General features: G+C 36.6%; 24 protein-coding genes. 16 read left to right on the forward strand and 8 right to left on the reverse strand.

Translation table 11 applies throughout. From position 1 onward, the window contains the following. The first annotated feature begins 69 nt into the window (after positions 1–69). The 5 genes from mtnN to V7112_RS05060 all read left to right on the forward strand — a co-directional run bounded on the left by mtnN (position 70) and on the right by V7112_RS05060 (position 3,961). On the forward strand, positions 70–774 hold the full coding sequence (gene mtnN / locus V7112_RS05040) for a 5'-methylthioadenosine/S-adenosylhomocysteine nucleosidase (protein ID WP_335416322.1): 705 nt from the start codon (positions 70–72) through the stop codon (positions 772–774). A gap of 260 nt (positions 775–1,034) precedes the next feature. Next, the gene (locus V7112_RS05045; RefSeq protein ID WP_335416323.1) at positions 1,035–1,958 is read left to right on the forward strand and encodes a PLP-dependent cysteine synthase family protein; all 924 of its coding nucleotides are present in this window, start codon (positions 1,035–1,037) and stop codon (positions 1,956–1,958) included. Position 1,959: 1 nt separating this feature from the next. Beyond that, positions 1,960–3,093 (forward strand): bifunctional cystathionine gamma-lyase/homocysteine desulfhydrase, encoded by a 1,134-nt coding sequence (locus V7112_RS05050; protein WP_335416324.1) that lies wholly within the window; start codon positions 1,960–1,962, stop codon positions 3,091–3,093. Positions 3,094–3,232: 139 nt separating this feature from the next. Beyond that, entirely contained in the window at positions 3,233–3,463 is a 231-nt protein-coding gene (locus V7112_RS05055) for a YrhC family protein (protein WP_335416325.1), read from the forward strand. A gap of 357 nt (positions 3,464–3,820) precedes the next feature. Beyond that, positions 3,821–3,961, forward strand: a complete 141-nt coding sequence (locus V7112_RS05060) for a YrzI family small protein (RefSeq protein ID WP_335416326.1) — start codon at positions 3,821–3,823, stop codon at positions 3,959–3,961. 472 nt (positions 3,962–4,433) lie between these two features. On the opposite strand, the gene sigK is transcribed toward V7112_RS05060, so the two are convergent. From sigK to V7112_RS05085, 5 genes are all read right to left on the reverse strand, one after another. Further along, positions 4,434–5,147 carry an RNA polymerase sporulation sigma factor SigK gene (sigK, locus tag V7112_RS05065; protein ID WP_335416328.1) on the reverse strand — a complete coding sequence of 238 codons (714 nt, stop codon included), beginning with the start codon at positions 5,145–5,147 and terminating at the stop codon, positions 4,434–4,436. A gap of 171 nt (positions 5,148–5,318) precedes the next feature. After that, positions 5,319–5,477 (reverse strand): hypothetical protein, encoded by a 159-nt coding sequence (locus V7112_RS05070; RefSeq protein WP_335416330.1) that lies wholly within the window; start codon positions 5,475–5,477, stop codon positions 5,319–5,321. Positions 5,478–5,480: 3 nt separating this feature from the next. Then, the gene (locus tag V7112_RS05075; protein WP_335416331.1) at positions 5,481–6,737 is read right to left on the reverse strand and encodes a Ger(x)C family spore germination protein; all 1,257 of its coding nucleotides are present in this window, start codon (positions 6,735–6,737) and stop codon (positions 5,481–5,483) included. Next, positions 6,712–7,821 carry a GerAB/ArcD/ProY family transporter gene (locus tag V7112_RS05080; RefSeq protein ID WP_335416333.1) on the reverse strand — a complete coding sequence of 370 codons (1,110 nt, stop codon included), beginning with the start codon at positions 7,819–7,821 and terminating at the stop codon, positions 6,712–6,714. Before V7112_RS05080 ends, V7112_RS05075 begins: the two co-directional genes overlap by 26 nt. A gap of 3 nt (positions 7,822–7,824) precedes the next feature. After that, positions 7,825–9,378: a spore germination protein gene (locus V7112_RS05085; RefSeq protein ID WP_335416335.1), complete on the reverse strand. Its 1,554-nt coding sequence runs from the start codon at positions 9,376–9,378 to the stop codon at positions 7,825–7,827. Between the two features lie 181 nt (positions 9,379–9,559). Here V7112_RS05085 and V7112_RS05090 point away from each other — a divergent pair, with 181 nt between their 5' ends. Continuing rightward, positions 9,560–11,347, forward strand: coding sequence for a M3 family oligoendopeptidase (locus tag V7112_RS05090; RefSeq protein ID WP_335416337.1), 1,788 nt, complete (start codon positions 9,560–9,562; stop codon positions 11,345–11,347). 167 nt (positions 11,348–11,514) lie between these two features. Here the strand turns inward: V7112_RS05090 and pssA are convergent, their stop codons facing one another. After that, positions 11,515–12,054 carry a CDP-diacylglycerol--serine O-phosphatidyltransferase gene (gene pssA, locus V7112_RS05095; protein WP_335416339.1) on the reverse strand — a complete coding sequence of 180 codons (540 nt, stop codon included), beginning with the start codon at positions 12,052–12,054 and terminating at the stop codon, positions 11,515–11,517. A gap of 143 nt (positions 12,055–12,197) precedes the next feature. Between pssA and V7112_RS05100 the strand changes: the two genes are divergently transcribed. Next, positions 12,198–12,995: a phosphatidylserine decarboxylase gene (locus V7112_RS05100; protein ID WP_335416341.1), complete on the forward strand. Its 798-nt coding sequence runs from the start codon at positions 12,198–12,200 to the stop codon at positions 12,993–12,995. Positions 12,996–13,020: 25 nt separating this feature from the next. Here V7112_RS05100 and V7112_RS05105 read toward each other — a convergent pair whose 3' ends face one another. Then, the gene (locus V7112_RS05105) at positions 13,021–13,161 is read right to left on the reverse strand and encodes a sporulation histidine kinase inhibitor Sda (protein WP_335394700.1); all 141 of its coding nucleotides are present in this window, start codon (positions 13,159–13,161) and stop codon (positions 13,021–13,023) included. A 408-nt stretch (positions 13,162–13,569) separates the two neighbouring features. Between V7112_RS05105 and V7112_RS05110 the strand changes: the two genes are divergently transcribed. From V7112_RS05110 to V7112_RS05145, 8 genes are read left to right on the forward strand one after another with little or no spacing between them, the layout of a single operon-like run. Continuing rightward, positions 13,570–14,085, forward strand: coding sequence for a YqeG family HAD IIIA-type phosphatase (locus V7112_RS05110; RefSeq protein WP_335416344.1), 516 nt, complete (start codon positions 13,570–13,572; stop codon positions 14,083–14,085). A 4-nt stretch (positions 14,086–14,089) separates the two neighbouring features. Further along, on the forward strand, positions 14,090–15,199 hold the full coding sequence (yqeH, locus tag V7112_RS05115; RefSeq protein ID WP_335416345.1) for a ribosome biogenesis GTPase YqeH: 1,110 nt from the start codon (positions 14,090–14,092) through the stop codon (positions 15,197–15,199). 29 nt (positions 15,200–15,228) lie between these two features. Continuing rightward, on the forward strand, positions 15,229–16,074 hold the full coding sequence (aroE, locus tag V7112_RS05120; protein WP_335416347.1) for a shikimate dehydrogenase: 846 nt from the start codon (positions 15,229–15,231) through the stop codon (positions 16,072–16,074). Beyond that, positions 16,068–16,367: a ribosome assembly RNA-binding protein YhbY gene (gene yhbY, locus V7112_RS05125; protein ID WP_335416350.1), complete on the forward strand. Its 300-nt coding sequence runs from the start codon at positions 16,068–16,070 to the stop codon at positions 16,365–16,367. The genes aroE and yhbY overlap by 7 nt, the downstream gene beginning before the upstream one ends. A gap of 18 nt (positions 16,368–16,385) precedes the next feature. Further along, positions 16,386–16,955, forward strand: coding sequence for a nicotinate-nucleotide adenylyltransferase (locus tag V7112_RS05130; RefSeq protein ID WP_335416352.1), 570 nt, complete (start codon positions 16,386–16,388; stop codon positions 16,953–16,955). Further along, on the forward strand, positions 16,945–17,517 hold the full coding sequence (gene yqeK, locus V7112_RS05135; RefSeq protein WP_335416353.1) for a bis(5'-nucleosyl)-tetraphosphatase (symmetrical) YqeK: 573 nt from the start codon (positions 16,945–16,947) through the stop codon (positions 17,515–17,517). Before V7112_RS05130 ends, yqeK begins: the two co-directional genes overlap by 11 nt. Position 17,518: 1 nt before the next feature. Next, the gene (rsfS, locus tag V7112_RS05140; protein ID WP_335416355.1) at positions 17,519–17,875 is read left to right on the forward strand and encodes a ribosome silencing factor; all 357 of its coding nucleotides are present in this window, start codon (positions 17,519–17,521) and stop codon (positions 17,873–17,875) included. After that, positions 17,872–18,615: a class I SAM-dependent DNA methyltransferase gene (locus tag V7112_RS05145; protein ID WP_335416358.1), complete on the forward strand. Its 744-nt coding sequence runs from the start codon at positions 17,872–17,874 to the stop codon at positions 18,613–18,615. The genes rsfS and V7112_RS05145 overlap by 4 nt, the downstream gene beginning before the upstream one ends. 77 nt (positions 18,616–18,692) lie before the next feature. Here V7112_RS05145 and comER read toward each other — a convergent pair whose 3' ends face one another. Next, positions 18,693–19,526 carry a late competence protein ComER gene (gene comER, locus V7112_RS05150; protein WP_335416361.1) on the reverse strand — a complete coding sequence of 278 codons (834 nt, stop codon included), beginning with the start codon at positions 19,524–19,526 and terminating at the stop codon, positions 18,693–18,695. A 101-nt stretch (positions 19,527–19,627) separates the two neighbouring features. Between comER and V7112_RS05155 the strand changes: the two genes are divergently transcribed. After that, complete coding sequence (locus V7112_RS05155) at positions 19,628–20,233, forward strand: helix-hairpin-helix domain-containing protein (protein WP_335416363.1); 606 nt, start codon at positions 19,628–19,630, stop codon at positions 20,231–20,233. The last annotated feature ends 14 nt before the right edge of the window (positions 20,234–20,247 follow it).

Below are 20,247 nucleotides of genomic sequence, written 5' to 3' on the forward strand. Positions count from 1 at the left end.
GAAATTCGATGTGTCATTTTTACCGCACTTTTTGAACAACCTCTAAAAAACGAAAGGTGATACGTACTAATGAAGGTAGCAATTATTGGAGCAATGGATGAAGAAGTAGCCATTTTACGGGAGAAAATTGAAAATAGACAGGAAATAACAGTTTCTGGGAGTGCGTTTTATACCGGAACGCTTAATGGCAATGATGTGATTTTACTAAAATCAGGGATTGGTAAGGTTAATGCTGCAATTTCAACAACGATTTTATTACTGCAATTTAAACCGGATTATGTAGTGAATACTGGTTCAGCAGGTGGCCACTTAAAAACCCTTAATGTAGGTGACATTGTCATTTCATCTGAGGTAAGACACCATGATGTAGATGTCACTGCCTTTGATTATGAATATGGGCAAGTTCCAGGGTTGCCTGCTGCCTTTAAAGCAGATGAAAAGCTAATTGAATTAGCTGGAAAAAGTGCAGAAGGAATCACTGATATTCAGGTTGTGACAGGACTGATTGCAACAGGTGATTCCTTTATGAATGATCCGGAAAGAGTATCATTTATCAGTCAAAAATTTGGTGATTTGTATGCAGTGGAGATGGAAGCAGCTGCTGTGGCGCAAGTTTGTCATCAATTTGAAGTACCATTTGTTGTCATTCGTGCCCTATCCGATATCGCAGGGAAAGAATCAGACGTGTCGTTTGAACAATTCCTACAAACAGCGGCAGTTAATTCTTCAATGGTTGTAGAACGAATGGTAGAGGAAATAAATAGATCAATTTAACTTTATTCGCCAATTAACTTGGCTGAATTAAGGAACTCAGACTAAGAACGCCACATCCTGTGGCAACATCTGAGTGACCCACTTCGTGTGGGCCTAGGCCTCCGGCGGATGCCACAGATTTTTTAATGGATACTTTCGAGCAATAAGATTAAAGTCTAAAAACGCCACTTCCTGTGGCAACGTCTTTATGACCCACCTCGTGTGGGCCTAAAAAATCTGGGCCAAATTCGCCAAGGCAAATTTGATTAGGAGGATTTGTCATGCAAGTGTATCGAAATGTCCATGAGCTTATCGGAAATACTCCGATAGTAGAAATTACGAAGTTTCCATTACGTAATGGTGTTCGTCTTTTTGCGAAGCTTGAATTCTTTAATCCCGGTGGAAGTATCAAGGATCGCTTAGGAGTGGAACTTCTTCAGCATGCTTTTGCAACAGGTCAATTATCTGAAGGGGGAACTGTAATTGAACCTACCGCTGGTAATACGGGAATTGGACTTGCACTTGCTGCAATCAACCGCAATGTTAAAGTGATTCTTTGTGTGCCAAAGAAGTTTTCTACTGAAAAGCAAGAATTGATGAGGGCTTTAGGGGCAACAGTCATCAATACGCCTACGGAGGCCGGGATGACAGGTGCCATTGAAAAGGCAAAAGAACTTCTTAATGAAATTCCCAACTCCTATTGTCCACAGCAATTCGCAAACCCAGCCAATCCTGATACCTATTATAAAACGATTGGACCTGAAATTTGGCAGCAGCTTGAGGGACAAATTGATATTTTTGCAGCAGGTGCTGGTACAGGTGGGACCTTTATGGGGACTGCTAAGTATTTAAAAGAAATGAACCCCTCCATAAGAACCGTCATAGTTGAGCCAATTGGGTCAATTTTAAATGGTGGTGAATCAGGACCACATAAAACAGAAGGAATTGGAATGGAATTTCTTCCAGGTTATATGGATACATCTTACTTTGATTCCATTCACACCATTTCGGATGAGGATGCATTTAATCGGGTGAAGGAAGTTGCACAATTGGAAGGTTTGCTTGTTGGTAGTTCATCAGGGGCTGCCCTCCATGCAGCATTATTAGAAGCGGAACAAGCAAAGCCAGGGTCACATATCCTTGTGATTTTTCCTGATAGCAGTGAACGGTATTTAAGTAAAAAAATATATGAAGGTGGGATTTAGGATGAAACGTAAAACATTGCTTATCCATGGGGGAGTTGGCGAGGATCCACAGACAGGTGCAGTTAATACACCAATCTATCAAGTAAGCACGTATAAACAAGAAGGAATCGGAAACTTTAAGGGCTATGAATACTCACGAACAGGAAATCCAACTAGACATGCCCTTGAAGAATTAATCAAGGATATTGAAGGTGGAGATAGAGGATTTGCATTTGGTTCGGGTATGGCTGCAATCACAGCTGTAATGATGCTATTTAACAGCGGAGATCACGTGATATTTTCTGATGATGTATATGGTGGAACATTCCGTGTGATGACTAAAGTTCTAAATCGTTTTGGTATTGAATCAACCTTTGTTGACACAAGTAATCTAGATATTATTGAAGCTGAAATTCGAGATAATACAAAAGCAATTTACATCGAATCACCAACAAATCCTCTGTTAAAGATTACGGACATTAAGGGTGCTGCAGAAATTGCGAAACAGCATAACCTTTTAACGATCGTTGATAATACCTTCAGCACTCCTTATTGGCAGAATCCAATCGCACTTGGTGCTGATATCGTCCTACACAGTGCTACTAAATATATTGGTGGACATAGTGATGTAGTGGCTGGTCTTGTTGTTGTAAATTCGGCAAAACTGGGTGAGGAACTACATTTTGTTCAAAATTCAACTGGTGGTGTTCTTGGTCCACAGGATTCTTGGCTGTTGATTCGAGGAATCCGTACACTTGGAGTTCGAATGGAAGAGCATGAAGAAAACACACGAAAAATTGTGGAGTTCTTACAAAACCATGAAGCTATTAAAAAGGTATACTATCCTGGAATTGAAACACATCCAAATCATGCCATTGCAAAGGCTCAAGCAAGAGGTTTTGGTGGAATGGTATCCTTTGATGTAGGAAGTGCTGAGAATGCAGATAAGCTGCTAAGTAAAGTAAAATATTTCACTTTGGCTGAAAGTCTTGGGGCTGTTGAAAGCTTAATTTCTGTTCCAGCAAAAATGACACATGCTTCGATTCCAAAAGACCGCCGCGCGGAACTAGGCATTGGCGATGGACTTGTACGTATATCTGTTGGGTTAGAAGATGTTGAAGATTTAATTGAAGACCTTGAGCAAGGTTTAGAATAAAAAATGTTACCTCTAGCCCAATTCAGGGTTGGAGGTTTTTTTAGTTGCAATGAAACTGCTAAATTTTACATTCTTCCTCTACTTTTATTGTATGTTATCATAGGATGGAAGTTTATTAATTTGGTAGGTGGGATACATGATGGAACGTAATAACCAATTGAAAAACATGCGGAATAAAATCACAGACTTTACAAACTACGGTTACATCCTACTTGCGTTGAGTGTGTTTTTGTATATCGGTATTATCATACCGGAGGAACGTTCTCCGTTTCAAATTTATATCATGATGGGTTCAACACTCATTTTCTTATGTTTGTCTTTTACTTTTTTCTTATTAGCTATTAAATATAAAAAAAGATCCGAAAAATAATAGACCTTCACCTAAAATTAATGGTGAAGGAATTTTTTTGCAAAAAAAGGGTTTACATGAATGGTGATTATGGTTATAATTACCATAGTAGGAAAAATTAATGACAAAAGGAGGTCGAATAAAATGTTGAAAGTAACAATTGCTAACAAAAGTTTAAAAACTTCATATGGAAAAATCTATTCGACCATACCGGTGATTAATTTCTAATTTTGATACGTTAATCATGCCACAGGTGGAGTAGTTGCCTGTGGCTTTCTTATGCCCTTTAACGCCACAGGACTAGTATGCCTGTGGCGTTTTTGTGCCTTTTTTTCCTACACAGAATGAAAAGCAACCCGATCAAGGAGGTGAAAAATAATGACCATCAATCTATTCTTTTTAACGATCTCAATTTCAAAACGTCAAAAATCAATTGAAGAGTATGAAAATGAGGAAAGAGTCAATAAGCTTATGGAAGAAATGAAGGAACGCCAATATTCAATGATACGCTTATTCTAATCAACAAAAAATAACAAAAAGAAAGGGGAATGAACATGTTTATGAAAAAATGTCCGATTGTTGCTTGGTTATCTGTGGAGAAGGATTCCACCTAACGAAATTATGAATAGGAGGAGTTACTGATGTTTTCGGTTCATGTGCTTATTTTTACAATTCATTTTATAAAGAAAAATAAACATTAATCCAATGGGAGCGCCTTACAAGGCGCTCCTTTTAGGTTTGTTTTGCTGCCTTAATTTTGTCAAATTTCCTTAACATAATGTTCAAAAGTGGATAACGTTTCCACAGTCCTTAAGTGATAAAGTAAAGGTATGAAGTACATCTCTTTTATGGAGGATGATGAATATGTTTATGATTGTTATGGGGATTGTCATTACATCTGTTATTGCCATTATTATTGGTACTGAGGTTAGTGTAGAATTATAGAATGAAGCTAAAAGGGTGGACTGCAATTCCTGCAATCCACCCTTTTTTACGATCTTCTTTTCTCTTTTTCCGCCCGATAAAATTCATGGAACATTTTCATTAAAGCACGTTTTTCAATCCGAGATACATAGCTTCTTGAGATGCCAAGCTCTTTTGCAATTTCACGCTGGGTTTTTTCCTTCTTTAAATCAAGTCCAAATCTACCTACAATGACTTCTTTTTCCCTGTCATCAAGGACATCGATATATTCTTTGATTTTTTCAAGCTCCATATTTAATTGGATGGTTTCAATCACATCTTCTGTTTCCGATTTCAATACATCAATTAAGCTAATTTCATTTCCTTCCTTATCTTGCCCAATCGGATCATGAAGAGAAACATCTTTTTTTGTCTTCTTAAGAGCTCGCAGATGCATTAAAATTTCGTTTTCTATACAACGAGCGGCATAGGTAGCCAATTTTGTTCCTTTTCCTTGTGAATAGCTTTCGATTGCCTTAATTAAACCAATGGTCCCAATCGAAATGAGATCCTCTGTGTCCTCACCAGTGTTTTCGAATTTTTTTACTATATGAGCGACTAACCGTAAATTATGTTCAATTAACACATTCCGAGCATGTTCATTCCCCTCGGCCAACAATTGTAAGTATTTCCTTTCTTCAGAAGATGATAACGGTTGAGGAAAAGCATTATTTTTTACATAGGATACTAAAAATAATAATTCTTTTACAAAATAGCCTAATGCAGCCAACAGTCCAGACATTCGCTCACCTCCGCATGAATCGTAGTGTATGTAAACTGGTTACACTACTTTATCTAGGCATTTGCCCATTACTTAATGTTATGAGCGAGTGTGCTTGCTTGTGTCTGTCCAAAAGAAAAAAGCTGATGATAGTACTAAAGATGATTTTTTTTACGCAATCAGTCCTACCATTTATTTTATAATCGTAAAAAAAGGTGCAATGGCTACAATCAATGCTAACCCAAAAACAACAAGGGAACCCGGTTTGTTTTTATCTTTCCATAGGGAAACAGAAAATCCAGCGGTATAGGCAAACATGATTGTCATCATCAAATAAATAAATAATTTCATCCTTTAATCCCTTATCCTTTCATATCTAGGTAATTTCGACTGTCGGCCAAATTCTCCAAATGTAATATCGACTGTAACGCTAATATCTGCATCAGGATATGATTTCATCCAGTCATAGTTCTCCCATTGTGGAATGGTTAAAAAATGCTTTCTTGCTGCTAAGGAGAAGCCAAACGGATCTGCCTTAAATTCTTCCTGGGTACGTTTAATATAATCGGTTATACTTTTTTCAAAGCCACTAGTGATGTGCTCCTTTAATTCTTTTCGTTTCTCATCTTCGTTTGCATAGTTTACCATGCTGTGGTCTGTTAAAATCTCAGCCTGTATAGGAAGATTTATCATAATTTTTGGTGCTGGCTTCGACACATCCACTGTTATCTGTGGTTTTTTTATTTGTGTAAAACGTGTAGTAATAAAATAGTTTCTGATAAAAGGGTCAGGAAGAGAAACTAAAAAGCTTGGTTTTTCCATTGATGTATTTATCATTTGGGTGATACGAGTTTCTAACACTGATAACTTTTCAATCATTTGTCCCTCTTTAAAGACTGCGGATCCCAGAAATTGTGCAGGATTTGTTTTTCCAGTCACCTTCATATTTCCTGCTATTAAATCCTCATCCTCATTTTTTCTAGCTGTAATTTTATCTTGCTCACTTGTTGCATAGGCAGAAATAAATAAATCAGCATCCGCCTCAGTTATCCTAAAAAGATTGTGAATTTCGGAATCAGGAATAAAGCCGATTTTAGTTGCATTTTTAAAAAGGATTTCAAAATATTCATGTCTTCTCGTTTCAAGCTTTGGTTTGTTTTGTTCGATAAATGTACTAGCCTTTTCCTTCGTTATGATGAGCTTCGAATCACGTCTTACATCACGGTCTTTTGTCGCATCATAGAAATAACGAATAAAATCCTTATCCCTTGCAAAATCTTCTGAAACCACGAAGAAATCTAATATATCGTAGGTGATGATCTTCGCTACGACAGCGTTTGCTAAGTTTTCTGATTGAATAAAACTTGAGGCATTAAGCGTAATAATTTCATGTGATGGTTCATTAGTACCAGCACCAAGTTGTGTTGATCCCACCTCTGGATTTGATATTAAATAAGTAACTTTTAAATATCCTTCCACATCTGATTTATCTAGACCTATCCCAAGGACATAGGCTCTTTGATCAATTTCCTGCAAATCCCAACACCCAACCAATAAAAATAAAATAGAGCAAATTACAGAAAGTCTAGTTATTTTGGCTAGTTGTTTCATTTTTCAAATCCCCTCTAAGTTTTGCTAGTATCCACATAAGAAAAGGAACAAAAAGAAACATTGGACTCGTTGTATTTAATAAAAGCTCTCTTATTTTAAAAATAGTAAAAGTAGGTGCCTCAGGAGCCATACCAAAAATAACAACGATAGTTGCTATTATCGGAGTTAAATATTCAAAGTTTTTAATATTACAAATGCCTCCTAAAAATATGGCAATTAAATATACATAGACTGTAAAACGAATAAATGTGGCAATAATCCAAAATGGAAAGAAAAAGGTTTCAATATTCGTTAAAAACCCAAGCCTAATCAAGCGGATTAACTCCTGGTATGGATAATCAAGCATTTTTAATCCTTCATAATCAAATACAAATAAATAGATAAGAAGTGAAATCGTTAATTCAATCACGATAATGACAAATGCAACCCATGTCCCTTTTTTATATGCTTTTGCAGATACAATATAGGGAGCGATTAATCCCATAAAAAAAATCTCTGCGAAAAGCGATAGATGGGTCGTGCTCTCTTTTATAACTTCTAAATAGCCAGGGCCTAAAATTGGGAATATGAAGGAAAAATTACTCACTTTTAGCGCTAAGATCAGGGCTAATAATAAAGAAAGTTTTATATAGAAGAGTACTAACCAAGAAACTGTCCCGATATGTTCTAGGCCTTTTTTGGCGCTATACGCACAAACAGCCATTAAAACAGTATAAATAATCAAATACGGTGTCTGTGTAAAATACATGGTACCGATGATATCCACATAAATGGCCGAATCAAAAGTGAGACCTATCATTAAAGACAACACTAAAACACATGATAAAAAGGTACCAATATATTTTCCAAATAAATGGAGGATCACATCGTGCAAATTTTTATTCTTATAGGCTGTTATTACTTTGATTGTCAAATAAATTGGAATGATCGATACGAACCCCATAATAAGTGGTGCCATCCAATATGCATTATTTAGGGATTCTGCCAAGATAATAGGAGTGTCATCAGACAGTTTCACCCCTACGACTAAAATGACGATAGCTACATATTCTCTTATTCCAATTTTCCCTTTAGATAGTTCCATAATCTATTCCTCGGCCTTTTTTATTACGTCTTTTGGTTTTACATATCCAGGACGTAATCTTTCATTTTTAATCATTTTTCTGATGATGGTGTCTCCAGAAGAAATATACTTGGGTGACATTGGTGCTGTGTAAGGAACACCAAATGATTTTATAGATACCATATAAAATAATCCAACAGTAAATAAGGCTGTCATCCCATAAATACCAAAAAAACCAGCCGAGAGAATAAAAGCAAACCGAATGATTCTTATTGCGAAATTCATGCTCACATCGCTAAGTGTAAATGAACAAAGTCCACTTAAGGCAACGACAATAACAACGATAGGGCTGACAATATTCGCCTGCACTGCTGCTTGTCCTAAAATTAACGCTCCAACAATGCCTATTGTCGGCCCAATTGTATTAGGGACTCGAAGTCCAGCCTCTCTTATCAATTCAAAGGCAATTTCCATCATTAATATTTCGATAATAACCGGGAATGGAACTTTTTCACGAGTTGCGGCAATGGCTAATAATAGATCTGTTGGAACCATTTCGGAATGGTAAATGGTAATTGAAACATAAATCGCAGATCCAAAAACGGTAATAAATAATGCACATACTCGGAGTATTCGGATAAAATTTCCGTACATATAGCGTAAATAATGATCCTCTGGATTATGAATGAAGGACCAAAAGGTGGCCGGCAGAATTAAGGTGGCTGGTGAGTTATTCATTAGTAAAATGACATATCCATCCTCTAAAAAAGAGGAAGCACGATCCGGTCTTTCTGTATATAAAATACTTGGAAAGATAGATTTTGGTCTTTCTTCAATGTATTGTTCCAAAAGTGAGAGGTTTTGAATGGCGTCGACATCTAGAGAACTGACCCTCTCTTTAATGTTTTTTATCATTTTATCATTGGCAAGGTCCTTGATATAAAGTATAAATAGTTCATTATTGGAACGTTTTGAAATGGTTATATTTTCGACAATTAAATTTTCATTCCGGATTTTTTTTCTAACTAAAGAAATGTTTGTATCTGCTTTTTCGTTAAAGGCTTCCTTCGGACCTTTAAGGACGACCTCATTTTCTGCTTTTTCAACCGATCTCCCCTGGAATTTTGTTGTTCCTATCACATAGGCGTGTTGTTCACCATCAATGAGTAAAATGGTGTTTCCTTGATTGGCACCGTTAACAATATCATTCAATAGCTGAACTTTTGTAAATGATTGAATTTGAATGATATTTTGAACATCCTTTTGCGGTTCTTTATTTAGTAATAATGGTTCGAGTATATGCTCATTTATCATGTCAACATCAGTTATTGTTGATATAAATAAAATGGCGGCGTTTTTATTTATTCCGTTTATAGTAAAATTATGGATTTTTACATCATCGTTTTCTGGTATGGAATATATCTCCATTAAAATTAGGATGTTTTTCTCAAGATCTTGGATTATATTTTGACTCTTTTTGTTAATTTCCTCAGTATTTGACTTTTCCGGATATTGTTTAGGATCTAATTTAGGATGTGTAAATTTATCTATATAATTTTTGATGGGATGCTTTTTCAATCCGTCAGCTCCCTTCTTTTTCCTAAGTTTGCCACAGATGGTTGAAATTAATGCAAATAACGAGCAGAGGTGCGAAACGATTAAAAAATTCCCGAAAAGATAGAAGTTTAATAAAAATCCATATATAATGAATGATGTGAAATATTTAGTGAGTCTAAATAATTAAAAAGGGGGAAAAAATGTGAGCACATATGAACAAAAATGGAATTTAGATGTATTTTTTGAAGGTGGGAGCAGTTCACCAGCATTTCATTCCTTTTTGGAGACGTTACAAAATGAACTAACTGAGTTCAGTGCACTTGTAGACCAATTTCAAGTACCTACAAATGCAAATGATAAAGAAGGCTTATTACATATATTAAATGCTTATCAATCATCTTTTAAAAAGCTTCGTCAAGCAGGGGCATTTGTAAGCTGTTTGACAGCGCAGGATACAACAGATCGCGGGGCTACCCTTTTACAAGGTAAAACAACACAGCTAAATGCACAGCTTCAATCCATTCTTACCGCTTTTGACCAAAAGCTAGTTGCAATTAAGCAGCCTACATGGGAAGAACTTTTATCGGTGGAGCCCTTTAATGAGTTAGCATATGTTTTAGAGGAGAGAAGAACAAGAGCAAAAGAAAAACTCTCTTTAGAACAGGAAAGCCTGGTAAATGCTTTGGGTGTTGATGGCTACCATGCATGGGGTCAGCTTTATAATATGGTCGTTGGAAACATTAAGGTACCATTTGAAGAAGATGGCGAAACAAAGCAGCTATCAGTCGGCCAAGCATTTAACAAATTTTCCAGCTCTAACCGTGATGTGAGACAATCTATGTTTAAGCAATGGGAAAAAGCATGGGATGAGCATACTGATTATATTGGTGAAGCCTTAAATCATCTTGGTGGTTTCCGTTTAAACGTGTATAAAGCACGCGGTTGGGAAAACGTCCTTGGTGAGCCGCTCGATATTAACAGAATGTCTAAGGAAACACTCGAAACAATGTGGACTGTTATCACTGAAAATAAAGGCCCTTTTGTGGACTATTTAAGCCGCAAAGCCAAGCTATTAGGTCTTGAAAAGTTAAGTTGGTTTGACCTTGATGCTCCTGTAGGACAATCGGAGAGTAAGGTGTCTTACCAAGAGGGTGCAGAATTTATTTTAGAGCAATTTAGCAAGTTTGGTCCTAAACTTACAGAGTTTACACAAAAAGCATTTGAAGATAGCTGGATTGAGGCTGAGGATCGCCCAGGAAAACGTCCAGGCGGATTTTGTACGAGTTTCCCTGAAAGTGATCAATCAAGAATCTTTATGACATTCTCAGGAACACCTTCAAATGTGTCGACTCTTGCTCATGAGCTTGGCCACGCATTCCATCAACATGCAATGGCTGGTGTTCATACGTTAAATCGCAGCTATGCGATGAACGTGGCAGAAACTGCATCAACTTTTGCGGAAATGATTGTCGCAGATGCATCAGTAAAAAATGCAAAGTCTGAAGATGAAAAAGTTGCTCTGTTAGAGGACAAAATTCAAAGAAGTGTTGCCTTCTATATGAATATTCATGCACGATTCTTATTTGAGACAAGGTTTTATGAGGAACGCGGGGCTGGAATTGTAAGTACTGAACGCCTCAATGAACTTATGCAAGAAGCACAGAAGGAAGCATACTGTGGCGCACTCGATGAATATCACCCACAATTCTGGGCATCTAAAATGCATTTCTATATTACAGGCGTTCCTTTTTATAACTTCCCGTACACGTTTGGATATTTATTCTCCCTAGGGATTTATGCGAAGGCGTTAGAAGAGGGAACGGATTATGAAGAGAAGTACATCGCGTTGTTAAAGGATACAGCTAGCATGAAGGTGGAAGACCTTGCTGCTAAACATTTAGGTGTTGATCTAACAAAACGCGATTTCTGGGAAAAGGCTGTAAAGCTTTCTGTAAAAGATGTCGAAGAATTCCTAGAGTTAACGAAATAAAAAGAAAAGCGAAATGCGCTTAGCTTTAGGCGACTAGCATAAGACGAGCGCTGACAGAAGGTGCATTTTACCTTCCGAAGCGATTGGCCTATGACCTCGAGCCGATGGCACCTGGAACTAGACAAAAGAAAAAACCTATCCACTCTCAAGATAGTGGATAGGTTTTTTTAGACTTTCTTTAATTTGAATGTACCAACCATAAGGAAAGACAGTATGATGATGAGGTAAACGAAAAATTGTGGAGAGACATATGGGATTGCTAAGAAGCTTAATGTCAATAAACAGCCTGCAGCTGTTATTGGTAAGCCTACAAAGAAGCCTTTATTATCACTAATATTGAATTTTGCTAAGCGAAATGCCCCACATCCGATATAGAAAACCGTGAAAAACATTCCGGGAGCCCCGAATTCATAGATAATACCTTGGTATAATAAAAGTGCAGGTGCAACTCCAAATGATATGATATCGCACATCGAGTCTAGCTGTTTTCCGAGCTCTGATTCGATTTGAAACTTTCTCGCTACCATTCCATCAAAGCGATCAGCAAGTGCAGCTAAAAAAATAAGCAATAGACTTAAATTTAATTCGTTCTTAAGAGCAAATAAGATGGAAAACCCACCTAAGCTAAGATTCATTAGAGTAAGTATATTGGCAGTATGAGCTTTAAGCTTTTTTAAAGTTGAATCTAAATATTCCAATAAAAACATTTCTTCACTCCTTTCATTGAAAAGTCTTTGTAATAAAGATCATAAATAAATAAAATAGAATAGTATTGCTTTATTAATCTTATTTTATTCGTTCAAAAGTGTATAGTCAAAGAGAAATTGTAATTATTTAGGGGGAATTAGATTTGCAGAAATGGCTTTATCGTTTCTTCATTGAATTAACGAACCATCGTCTTTCATCGGCGATTTTAAAAAAATTTTCACAATCAAGAGTTAGTGCTATACTTATTCCGAGTTATGCGAAAATATACAATATTAACCTAGCGGAAATGGAAAAAAACTTAACCGATTTCTCAACCCTTCAAGACCTTTTTATTAGACAGCTCAAAAAGGACAGCAGAAGTATTGATCACAAAGAAAATACGGTTATCAGCCCTGTTGATGGTGTGATTGAAGAGACCGGTATTATCACATCAAAGAAGGAAATGATTGTCAAGAACAAAAAGTATTCGATACAAGAAATGCTTGGTGATGAAGATTCTTTTGCTAAATACATAGGTGGTACCTTCTTTATTCTTTATTTAAGTCCAAGCCACTATCATCGAATTCATAGTCCAATTTCTGGGGTCATTACAAAACAATGGGAATTGGGACGAAAATCGTATCCGGTCAATCGACTCGGGTTAAAATATGGAAAAGATCCTTTATCCAAGAATTATAGAAAAATTACCGAAATACGTGCAAATGACTCATATGTTTCTGTCGTCAAGGTGGGGGCAATGTTTGTCAATAGTATAGAAACAACCCATACAAGTGATTCTATAAAAAAAGGAGAAGAGATTGCGTACTTCTCATTTGGTTCAACCGTCATTCTGTTATTTGAAAAAGAAAGTTTTACGATTAGCCCTGAAATTAGTTCATCTACTAATATTAAAGTGGGGGAAGTACTAGGAATACTCAAGCAAGAAAAAAAGAGCCCCTAAAAAGGCTCTTTTATAAAATCATTCGTTATGATATATTTCTAATCCTATGCCCTAATGATCTGCGCATAATTTCAGTTTCAATAAGGTGAATAAAATCAGGACTTAGCTTTAATTTCATAGCTTTAAAGTAAGATTCAATTAACAAGTCATCTGATAATTTTTTCATAGCATGAGCCAAAAGTTGGCTATTCACCTCCTAAAGATTTATAGCGTAATTCGTTCTATTTGATCTCTTGTTGTCATAAACTAATACGTTATTCTTAGTTGGTAATATAACTCTATCACGAAAAAAATGATAGAACAACCGTTCTGTTATCCACAGGAAATAGTGGATAACTTGTGGGTATTTTGTTTATAATTTTTGGAAATCTATGTATATCAATGTGTAAAATGTGTATAAGTTTATCCACAAGTGTTGAAATTTACTGACATTTGTCGAAAACTTTTTTATTTTATTAAATAAAACTGCAAATCATGACGGAATTGGTCTTGACTGGGCTTTGTGAAAATCACTACAATCCGTTATGATAGGATAGGTACATATTAGGAAGAAGTTCGGTGAGGTGTAAACGTATTGTTAAAGAAATTTTTACCAAATGAACATGTGAAATCTGTTTTAGAGATTTCTCCAAGCAAGCTTAAGGAACTAGGGATTAAAGGGGTCATTACCGATTTAGATAATACATTAGTTGAATGGGACCGTCCAAGTGCAACACCAGAGCTTGTAGAATGGTTTAAGGGAATAAAAGAACATGGGATAACTGTTACGATTGTCTCAAATAATCAAGAGAAAAGGGTAAAAGATTTTGCAGACCCGTTAGGAATCCCATTTATTTATGAGGCAAGAAAACCAATGATAAGAGCATTTAAACGTGCAATAAAGGAAATGAATTTACAAAAAGACGAGGTTGTTGTAATTGGTGACCAGCTACTCACCGATGTATTAGGTGGAAACCGCTGTGGCTTACATACCATACTTGTTGTTCCTGTTGCACAAACAGATGGTTTTTTTACAAAGTTTAATCGTTTTGTCGAAAGAAGAATACTGACTTGGATGAAACGTCGCGGAATGCTTTATTGGGAGGATTAATAGAGTGGAACAAGAAAAGATTAGCTGTATTGGCTGTGGAGTTGAAATTCAAACGGCTGACAAAACAAAATTAGGATATGCACCACCTTCTGCTTTAGAAAAGGAAAAAGTCATTTGTCAACGGTGTTTTAAACTAAAGCATTATAATGAAGTACAAGATGTTTCATTGACAGATGATGACTTTTTAAAAATCCTTCACGGGATTGGCTCTACCGATGCATTAATCGTTAAAATTGTTGATATATTCGATTTTAATGGTAGCTGGTTACCTGGTCTTCATCGTTTTGTGGGGAACAACAATATATTGTTAGTTGGTAATAAAGTTGATTTGCTGCCAAAATCGGTGAAACCTAAAAAACTAGTGAATTGGATGAAAGGATCAGCCCGAGACCTAGGGCTCAAACCAGTTGATGTCTTTTTAATTAGTGCAGAAAAAGGCACTGGAATCAAAGAAATTGCAGATGGCATCGAACAATATCGCAGTGGAAAAGATGTATATGTAGTAGGTTGTACAAATGTTGGGAAATCAACATTCATAAATCGTCTTATTAAGGAATTTAGTGGGGAGAAGGAGGACATCATTACGACTTCACACTTCCCTGGAACAACATTAGATATTATTGATATTCCACTTGATGATGAACATTCCTTATTTGATACTCCGGGAATTATTAATCATCATCAGATGGCACATTATGTTTCAAAACAAGACCTGAAGGTAATCACTCCTAAAAAAGAAATCAAACCAAAAGTTTTTCAATTAAATGAACAACAGACACTGTTCTTTGGAGGCTTAGCTAGGTTTGATTTTGTAAGTGGAGAGAGGCAGTCATTCGTTTGCCATTTCTCAAATTTGCTGAATATCCATCGAACGAAGCTAGATAACGCAGACGAATTATATGAAAACCATAAAGGTGAGCTCCTGCAGCCTCCAGGAATAAATGAACTTGACGAATTTCCACCACTAGTTGCCCATGAATTTATGATAAAAGAAGCAAAAACAGATATAGTCTTCTCAGGCTTGGGCTGGGTTACGATTAACGAACCACATACGAAGGTGGTCGCTCATGTGCCAAAAGGTGTTGGGGTTATTGTGAGGAAATCTTTAATCTAGTAAGGAAATTATTGTAATGGGTGAGGAAAATGGAAAAGATTTATGGTGTAATCGGAAGTCCTATCGCACATTCTTTGTCACCAGTGATGCAGAATGATATTTTTGAACATTATAATCTCAAGGCAAGATACCATGCTTTCCATGTTGCACCAGGCGAAGTAAAGGCAGCAATGAAAGGGATAAAAGCATTGGGAATAGCGGGCATTAATGTAACAATTCCGCATAAGATTGATGTCATTGAATATTTAGATGAAGTAGAAGAGGTTGCAGCAAATATTGGTGCGGTTAATACGATTGTCAATGAAAATGGGAAATTAATTGGCTATAATACAGATGGAAATGGATTCATCCGTTCATTAAACCAAGTGATTAGTAATGAAGAATTACGTTCTGCGAAAGTGTTATTAATCGGTGCTGGTGGAGCGGCCAGAGGAATCTTTATCTCATTAGCAGCAATGGGAGTAAAAAACATCGATATTGTTAATCGCACGGTCGATCGAGCGAAGGCAATCATTGATGATTGTAAATACGCAGTTGATGCGCATGCATTGGGATTTACCGAGACAGAAGCTGATTTAGGGAAATATCAAGTGATTGTTAATACCACTTCTGTTGGAATGCATCCCAATGTGGATGAGATCCCTCTTTCAGTGGAAAATATCGCTCCAAAAACAATTGTAAGTGATATTATTTATAATCCATTTGAAACGAAGCTCTTGCAGGAAGCCGCAAAACGTGGAGCAGTTACGCAAAACGGAATAGGAATGTTTGTTTATCAAGGTGCCTTAGCGTTTGAAAAATGGACAGGAATATTTCCGGATACAGATAGAATGGAAAGGCTAGTAACAAGGCTATTAGGAGGAAAAACATGCTAACAGGAAAACAAAAACGATTTTTGCGCTCTAAAGCTCATCATTTAGATCCAATTTTTCAGGTAGGAAAAGGCGGAGTAAACGATAATATGATTAAACAAATTAGTGACACACTTGAAGCAAGAGAGCTATTAAAGGTAAGTGTGCTTCAAAACTGTGAGGACGACCGTGATACAGTAGCCGATGAATTAAGTAAAGGTGCAAAAGCTGAATTGGTTCAGATTATTGGAAACACGATTGTGCTTTACAAAGAGTCAAAGGAAAACAAACAATTAGTGCTTCCTAAATCAAAATAGGTTTTGTTGGAGGAAATGATGAACCATATTGGAATTATAGGAGGTACATTTGATCCGCCCCATATTGGTCACCTATTCATCGCATCGGAGGTATTAACAAGGTTAAAGCTTTCGGAAGTGTGGTTTATGCCGAATCATATTCCTCCACATAAAGAGCGTAAAAGCTATGTGACCGATAAGGAGCGGGTTGAAATGCTTTCTCTTGCCATTTCAGATCAGCCGAAATTTAATTTGCAGTTGATTGAACTGGAAAGAGAAGGACCTTCATATACATACGACACAATCAAATTATTACATGAAAAATATGAAGATACAAAATTCTATTTTATCATCGGTGGGGATATGGTTGAATATTTACCACATTGGCATAAAATTGATGAACTCGTCGACATGGTTACATTCGTTGGGGTAAAAAGACCAGGATATCCTTTTCCTACTCAATATCCAATCACAGAGGTTGATATTCCTCAATTAGATATTTCTTCTTCCATGATTCGAAAGAGACTATCGGAAAAAGGAAATACTATGTATTTACTTCCTGAAAAAGTACGAAACTATATAGAGGAGAAGCGTTTATATGGAACGTAAGAAGGCCCTAGAGATAGTCAAAGAACAGCTAACTGAGCATCGTTATCAGCATACACTTGGTGTAATGGAAACAGCGATAGAACTAGCAAAGCGCTATAATGCCGATGTGAAAAAGGCTGAAACAGCTGCCATTTTTCATGATTATGCTAAGTTTAGACCAAAGGATGAAATGAAACTAATCATCCTCGAGCAACACATGCCTTCGGAATTATTAACCTATAATACAGAGCTTTGGCATGCACCAGTTGGAGCCTATCTTGTAAAGAATGAGGTTGGAATTGAGGATGAAGAAATCCTTGATGCAATCCGTTTCCATACATCTGGTCGAGAAAATATGACGCTGCTTGAAAAGGTTATTTTTGTAGCGGATTATATTGAGCCAGGAAGACATTTTCCAGGTGTGGAAGAAGGTAGAGAACTTGCGAAGCAGGACCTAGACAATGCTCTCATCTATGCCTTACGCAATACAATCATGTTTTTAGCAAAGAAAAATCAACCAATTTATCCAGATACATTAAGGACATATAACTCATTAATTTTTGAGAAAAAGGGGGAATCCTAGGGTGAATGAAAGAGACATTTTAACATTTGCAGTTCAAGCCGCTGACGATAAGCGTGCAGAAAATATTATCGCATTAAATATGAAGGGATTATCTCTTGTAGCCGATTATTTTCTTATTTGCCATGGAAATTCAGAAAAACAGGTGCAAGCGATAGCCCGTGAGATTAAAGATAAAGCCGATGAAAATGGTATTCATATCAAACGTCTTGAGGGCTTTGATGAGGCAAGATGGGTACTTGTTGACCTAGGCGATGTAATTGCTCATGTGTTCCATAAAGACGAACGTACTTATTATAATTTAGAACGTCTTTGGGGGGATGCACCAACGGAAAGCATTGAAGATGTGCTAAGTTTATGAGTTACGGAGAGTTTGCCTATATTTATGATGAACTGATGCGAGATGTAGAATATGAGCAGTGGATTTCGTTCGTTAAGGAAAAACTAAAACAGTTCAATAAAACGAGTAACTTACGGGTTCTTGATATTGGCTGTGGAACGGGAGAAATTGCCATTAGACTTGCACAAGCAGGCTTCGAGGTTGTTGGGGTTGATCTCTCAGAAGATATGCTGGCGGTTGCCAATCACAAAGCAATGGAAGCAGGAGTGCAGGTCGAATTTTATCAACAGAATATGGTTGAAATCTCCGGATTTGACCCATTTGATCTTATTGTGATTTTCTGTGATTCACTTAATTATTTACACAAAGAAGAAGAGGTTCAAAAAACCTTCGAAAATGTGTTTCAGCTTTTAAAAAAAGATGGATTATTTCTGTTTGATGTCCATTCAGTTTTTAAAATGGATTCTATTTTTATGGATGCGCCGTTTGTGAGCGTTGACGATAAGGTGAGTTATATTTGGAATTGTTATAGCGGGGAGCATCCTCATAGTGTGGAACATGATCTTTCCTTTTTTGTGAAAAATGAACATAACGAGGATTACACAAGGTTTGATGAGTTTCATGAACAGAGAACCTATCCAATCAAAATATATCAAAACTGGCTTGAAGAATCAGGTTTTAAAGTACAAGATATTCAAGCTGATTTTAAAGATTCCGTTCAGGAGACATCTGAACGAATTTTAATTACTGCAAAAAAATAGAGGTCAGACAATATGTCTGACCTTTTTTTTAGTAATTTAAAAATGACTATTTCTATTTGATAAGTGAAGTGGTATATTTATCGAGATGGGGTCTCGTTAAATTGTTCACCAACCTCAGAAATATCCTCATCGTATTTTCTATGGGTACTCCTGAATACTTCTTCAAATAATTCACCCAAATGTTCTTCCATTGCATTAATTCCTTCTCCAGTGATACCACCTTTTACACATACCTTTGCCTGGAGTGTGGGTAATGTATAAATTTCCTTTTCAAGTAGCTTTCCCATTCCCACAATCATTTCACTTGCTAATTTTGTTGCTTGCTCCTCAGAGATTTTCGTCTCCTTTACTGCTGCTTCTACAAATTTTCTCAACAAATAAGCAAAGAAAGCCGGACCACAACTAACAATATCAGATGCAACTCTTGTGACCTCATGATTTATGTGAACCGGAGTGGAAATTTGTTCAAAAAGATTTTCTAAATAATTCTTAAACTTGCTGCTAATGCTCTCGCCAAAAGTAAATAAGGAAACACCTGTAAGCGCGCGGTTAGTAATACTCGGTATAATCCGTGCGACCTGACAGTTCACAACAGATTCAAGTTGCTCCACAGAAATCGGGCTTGTAATTGAAACAATACATTTATTGCTTGTTAAGGAAGAAGATAATTGGTGTAAAAGGGGGTGAATTTCTAAAGGCTTCACACAAATAAATATTAAATCGCAAATCCTTACAACCTCTTCATTTGTCCCTAAAACCGTAATATCTGGTAAGGAGTTCTTGATGGCAACTGCTTTTTCAATTGTCCGATTGGTAATCATTAATTTTGAAGGTGGAACAGCAAGAGATTCTACAAAGGATTCTATTAAAATTTTCCCCATATTTCCTGTACCAATAAACCCTATATTCAAGTTCGTCCCTCCTTTACAGACTATTCTCCTAACACATTATGTAATACCATACCAAAATATGATTGTAATTTAACTAAGGTAAAAAGAAAGGGCGGTAATTTATGAATTTTAAAGATAAAAAAATGAAAATAATTTTTTTGATCAGTGGAATTTGTCTTGTTTTCTTTATCGTGTTCTATCATATTTCTGGTCGTGAAACAAAGCTTGAGTCTAGCATGGATGAAGAGGAATTGGTTCTTGAACCAGTCGTTGAAGATGATCCCGTAGTGGAAGAGAAAGTCAAGGTTATAGTTGTGGATATAAAGGGTGCTGTACATAATGAGGGTGTATTTGAGGTGCAAGATGGTATGAGGGTAAAGGATGTCGTCGAAATGGCCGGAGGTTTTACTGAAGATGCAGAGCATAGGCAAGTAAACCTAGCCGAGCGGGTAGGGGATGAAATGGTCATTTATGTCCCGCGCATCGGTGAGAACACGGAAATAGAGACGAGTGGTTTTTCAAATAAGGATGATGGAAAGGTATCACTTAACAAGGGGACACAAACAGAACTAGAAACATTGACAGGCATTGGGCCCTCTAAGGCAGCCGCGATTATAGCATATCGGGAGGAAAATGGACCTTTTAACCAGCTTGAGGACTTACTTCAAGTGAGCGGGATTGGGGAAAAGTCCTTCGATAAGATTAAGGACGAGCTTAAATTAAATTGACGGTATACGCTAAT

Source organism: Bacillus sp. JJ1566, from assembly GCF_036962685.1.
Classification (GTDB): domain Bacteria; phylum Bacillota; class Bacilli; order Bacillales; family Bacillaceae_L; genus Ferdinandcohnia.

What these genes read in the sequence shown, in the direction of transcription:
- mtnN (WP_335416322.1), top strand. Translation starts at nt 70, where the DNA reads ATGAAGGTAGCAATTATTGGAGCAATGGATGAAGAAGTAGCCATTTTA.
- V7112_RS05045 (WP_335416323.1), top strand. Translation starts at nt 1,035, where the DNA reads ATGCAAGTGTATCGAAATGTCCATGAGCTTATCGGAAATACTCCGATA.
- V7112_RS05050 (WP_335416324.1), top strand. Translation starts at nt 1,960, where the DNA reads ATGAAACGTAAAACATTGCTTATCCATGGGGGAGTTGGCGAGGATCCA.
- V7112_RS05055 (WP_335416325.1), top strand. Translation starts at nt 3,233, where the DNA reads ATGGAACGTAATAACCAATTGAAAAACATGCGGAATAAAATCACAGAC.
- V7112_RS05060 (WP_335416326.1), top strand. Translation starts at nt 3,821, where the DNA reads ATGACCATCAATCTATTCTTTTTAACGATCTCAATTTCAAAACGTCAA.
- sigK (WP_335416328.1), bottom strand. Translation starts at nt 5,147, where the DNA reads ATGTCTGGACTGTTGGCTGCATTAGGCTATTTTGTAAAAGAATTATTA.
- V7112_RS05070 (WP_335416330.1), bottom strand. Translation starts at nt 5,477, where the DNA reads ATGAAATTATTTATTTATTTGATGATGACAATCATGTTTGCCTATACC.
- V7112_RS05075 (WP_335416331.1), bottom strand. Translation starts at nt 6,737, where the DNA reads ATGAAACAACTAGCCAAAATAACTAGACTTTCTGTAATTTGCTCTATT.
- V7112_RS05080 (WP_335416333.1), bottom strand. Translation starts at nt 7,821, where the DNA reads ATGGAACTATCTAAAGGGAAAATTGGAATAAGAGAATATGTAGCTATC.
- pssA (WP_335416339.1), bottom strand. Translation starts at nt 12,054, where the DNA reads ATGTTTTTATTGGAATATTTAGATTCAACTTTAAAAAAGCTTAAAGCT.
- V7112_RS05105 (WP_335394700.1), bottom strand. Translation starts at nt 13,161, where the DNA reads ATGAAAAAATTATCAGATGACTTGTTAATTGAATCTTACTTTAAAGCT.
- aroE (WP_335416347.1), top strand. Translation starts at nt 15,229, where the DNA reads ATGGAAAAGATTTATGGTGTAATCGGAAGTCCTATCGCACATTCTTTG.
- yhbY (WP_335416350.1), top strand. Translation starts at nt 16,068, where the DNA reads ATGCTAACAGGAAAACAAAAACGATTTTTGCGCTCTAAAGCTCATCAT.
- V7112_RS05130 (WP_335416352.1), top strand. Translation starts at nt 16,386, where the DNA reads ATGAACCATATTGGAATTATAGGAGGTACATTTGATCCGCCCCATATT.
- yqeK (WP_335416353.1), top strand. Translation starts at nt 16,945, where the DNA reads ATGGAACGTAAGAAGGCCCTAGAGATAGTCAAAGAACAGCTAACTGAG.
- V7112_RS05145 (WP_335416358.1), top strand. Translation starts at nt 17,872, where the DNA reads ATGAGTTACGGAGAGTTTGCCTATATTTATGATGAACTGATGCGAGAT.
- V7112_RS05155 (WP_335416363.1), top strand. Translation starts at nt 19,628, where the DNA reads ATGAATTTTAAAGATAAAAAAATGAAAATAATTTTTTTGATCAGTGGA.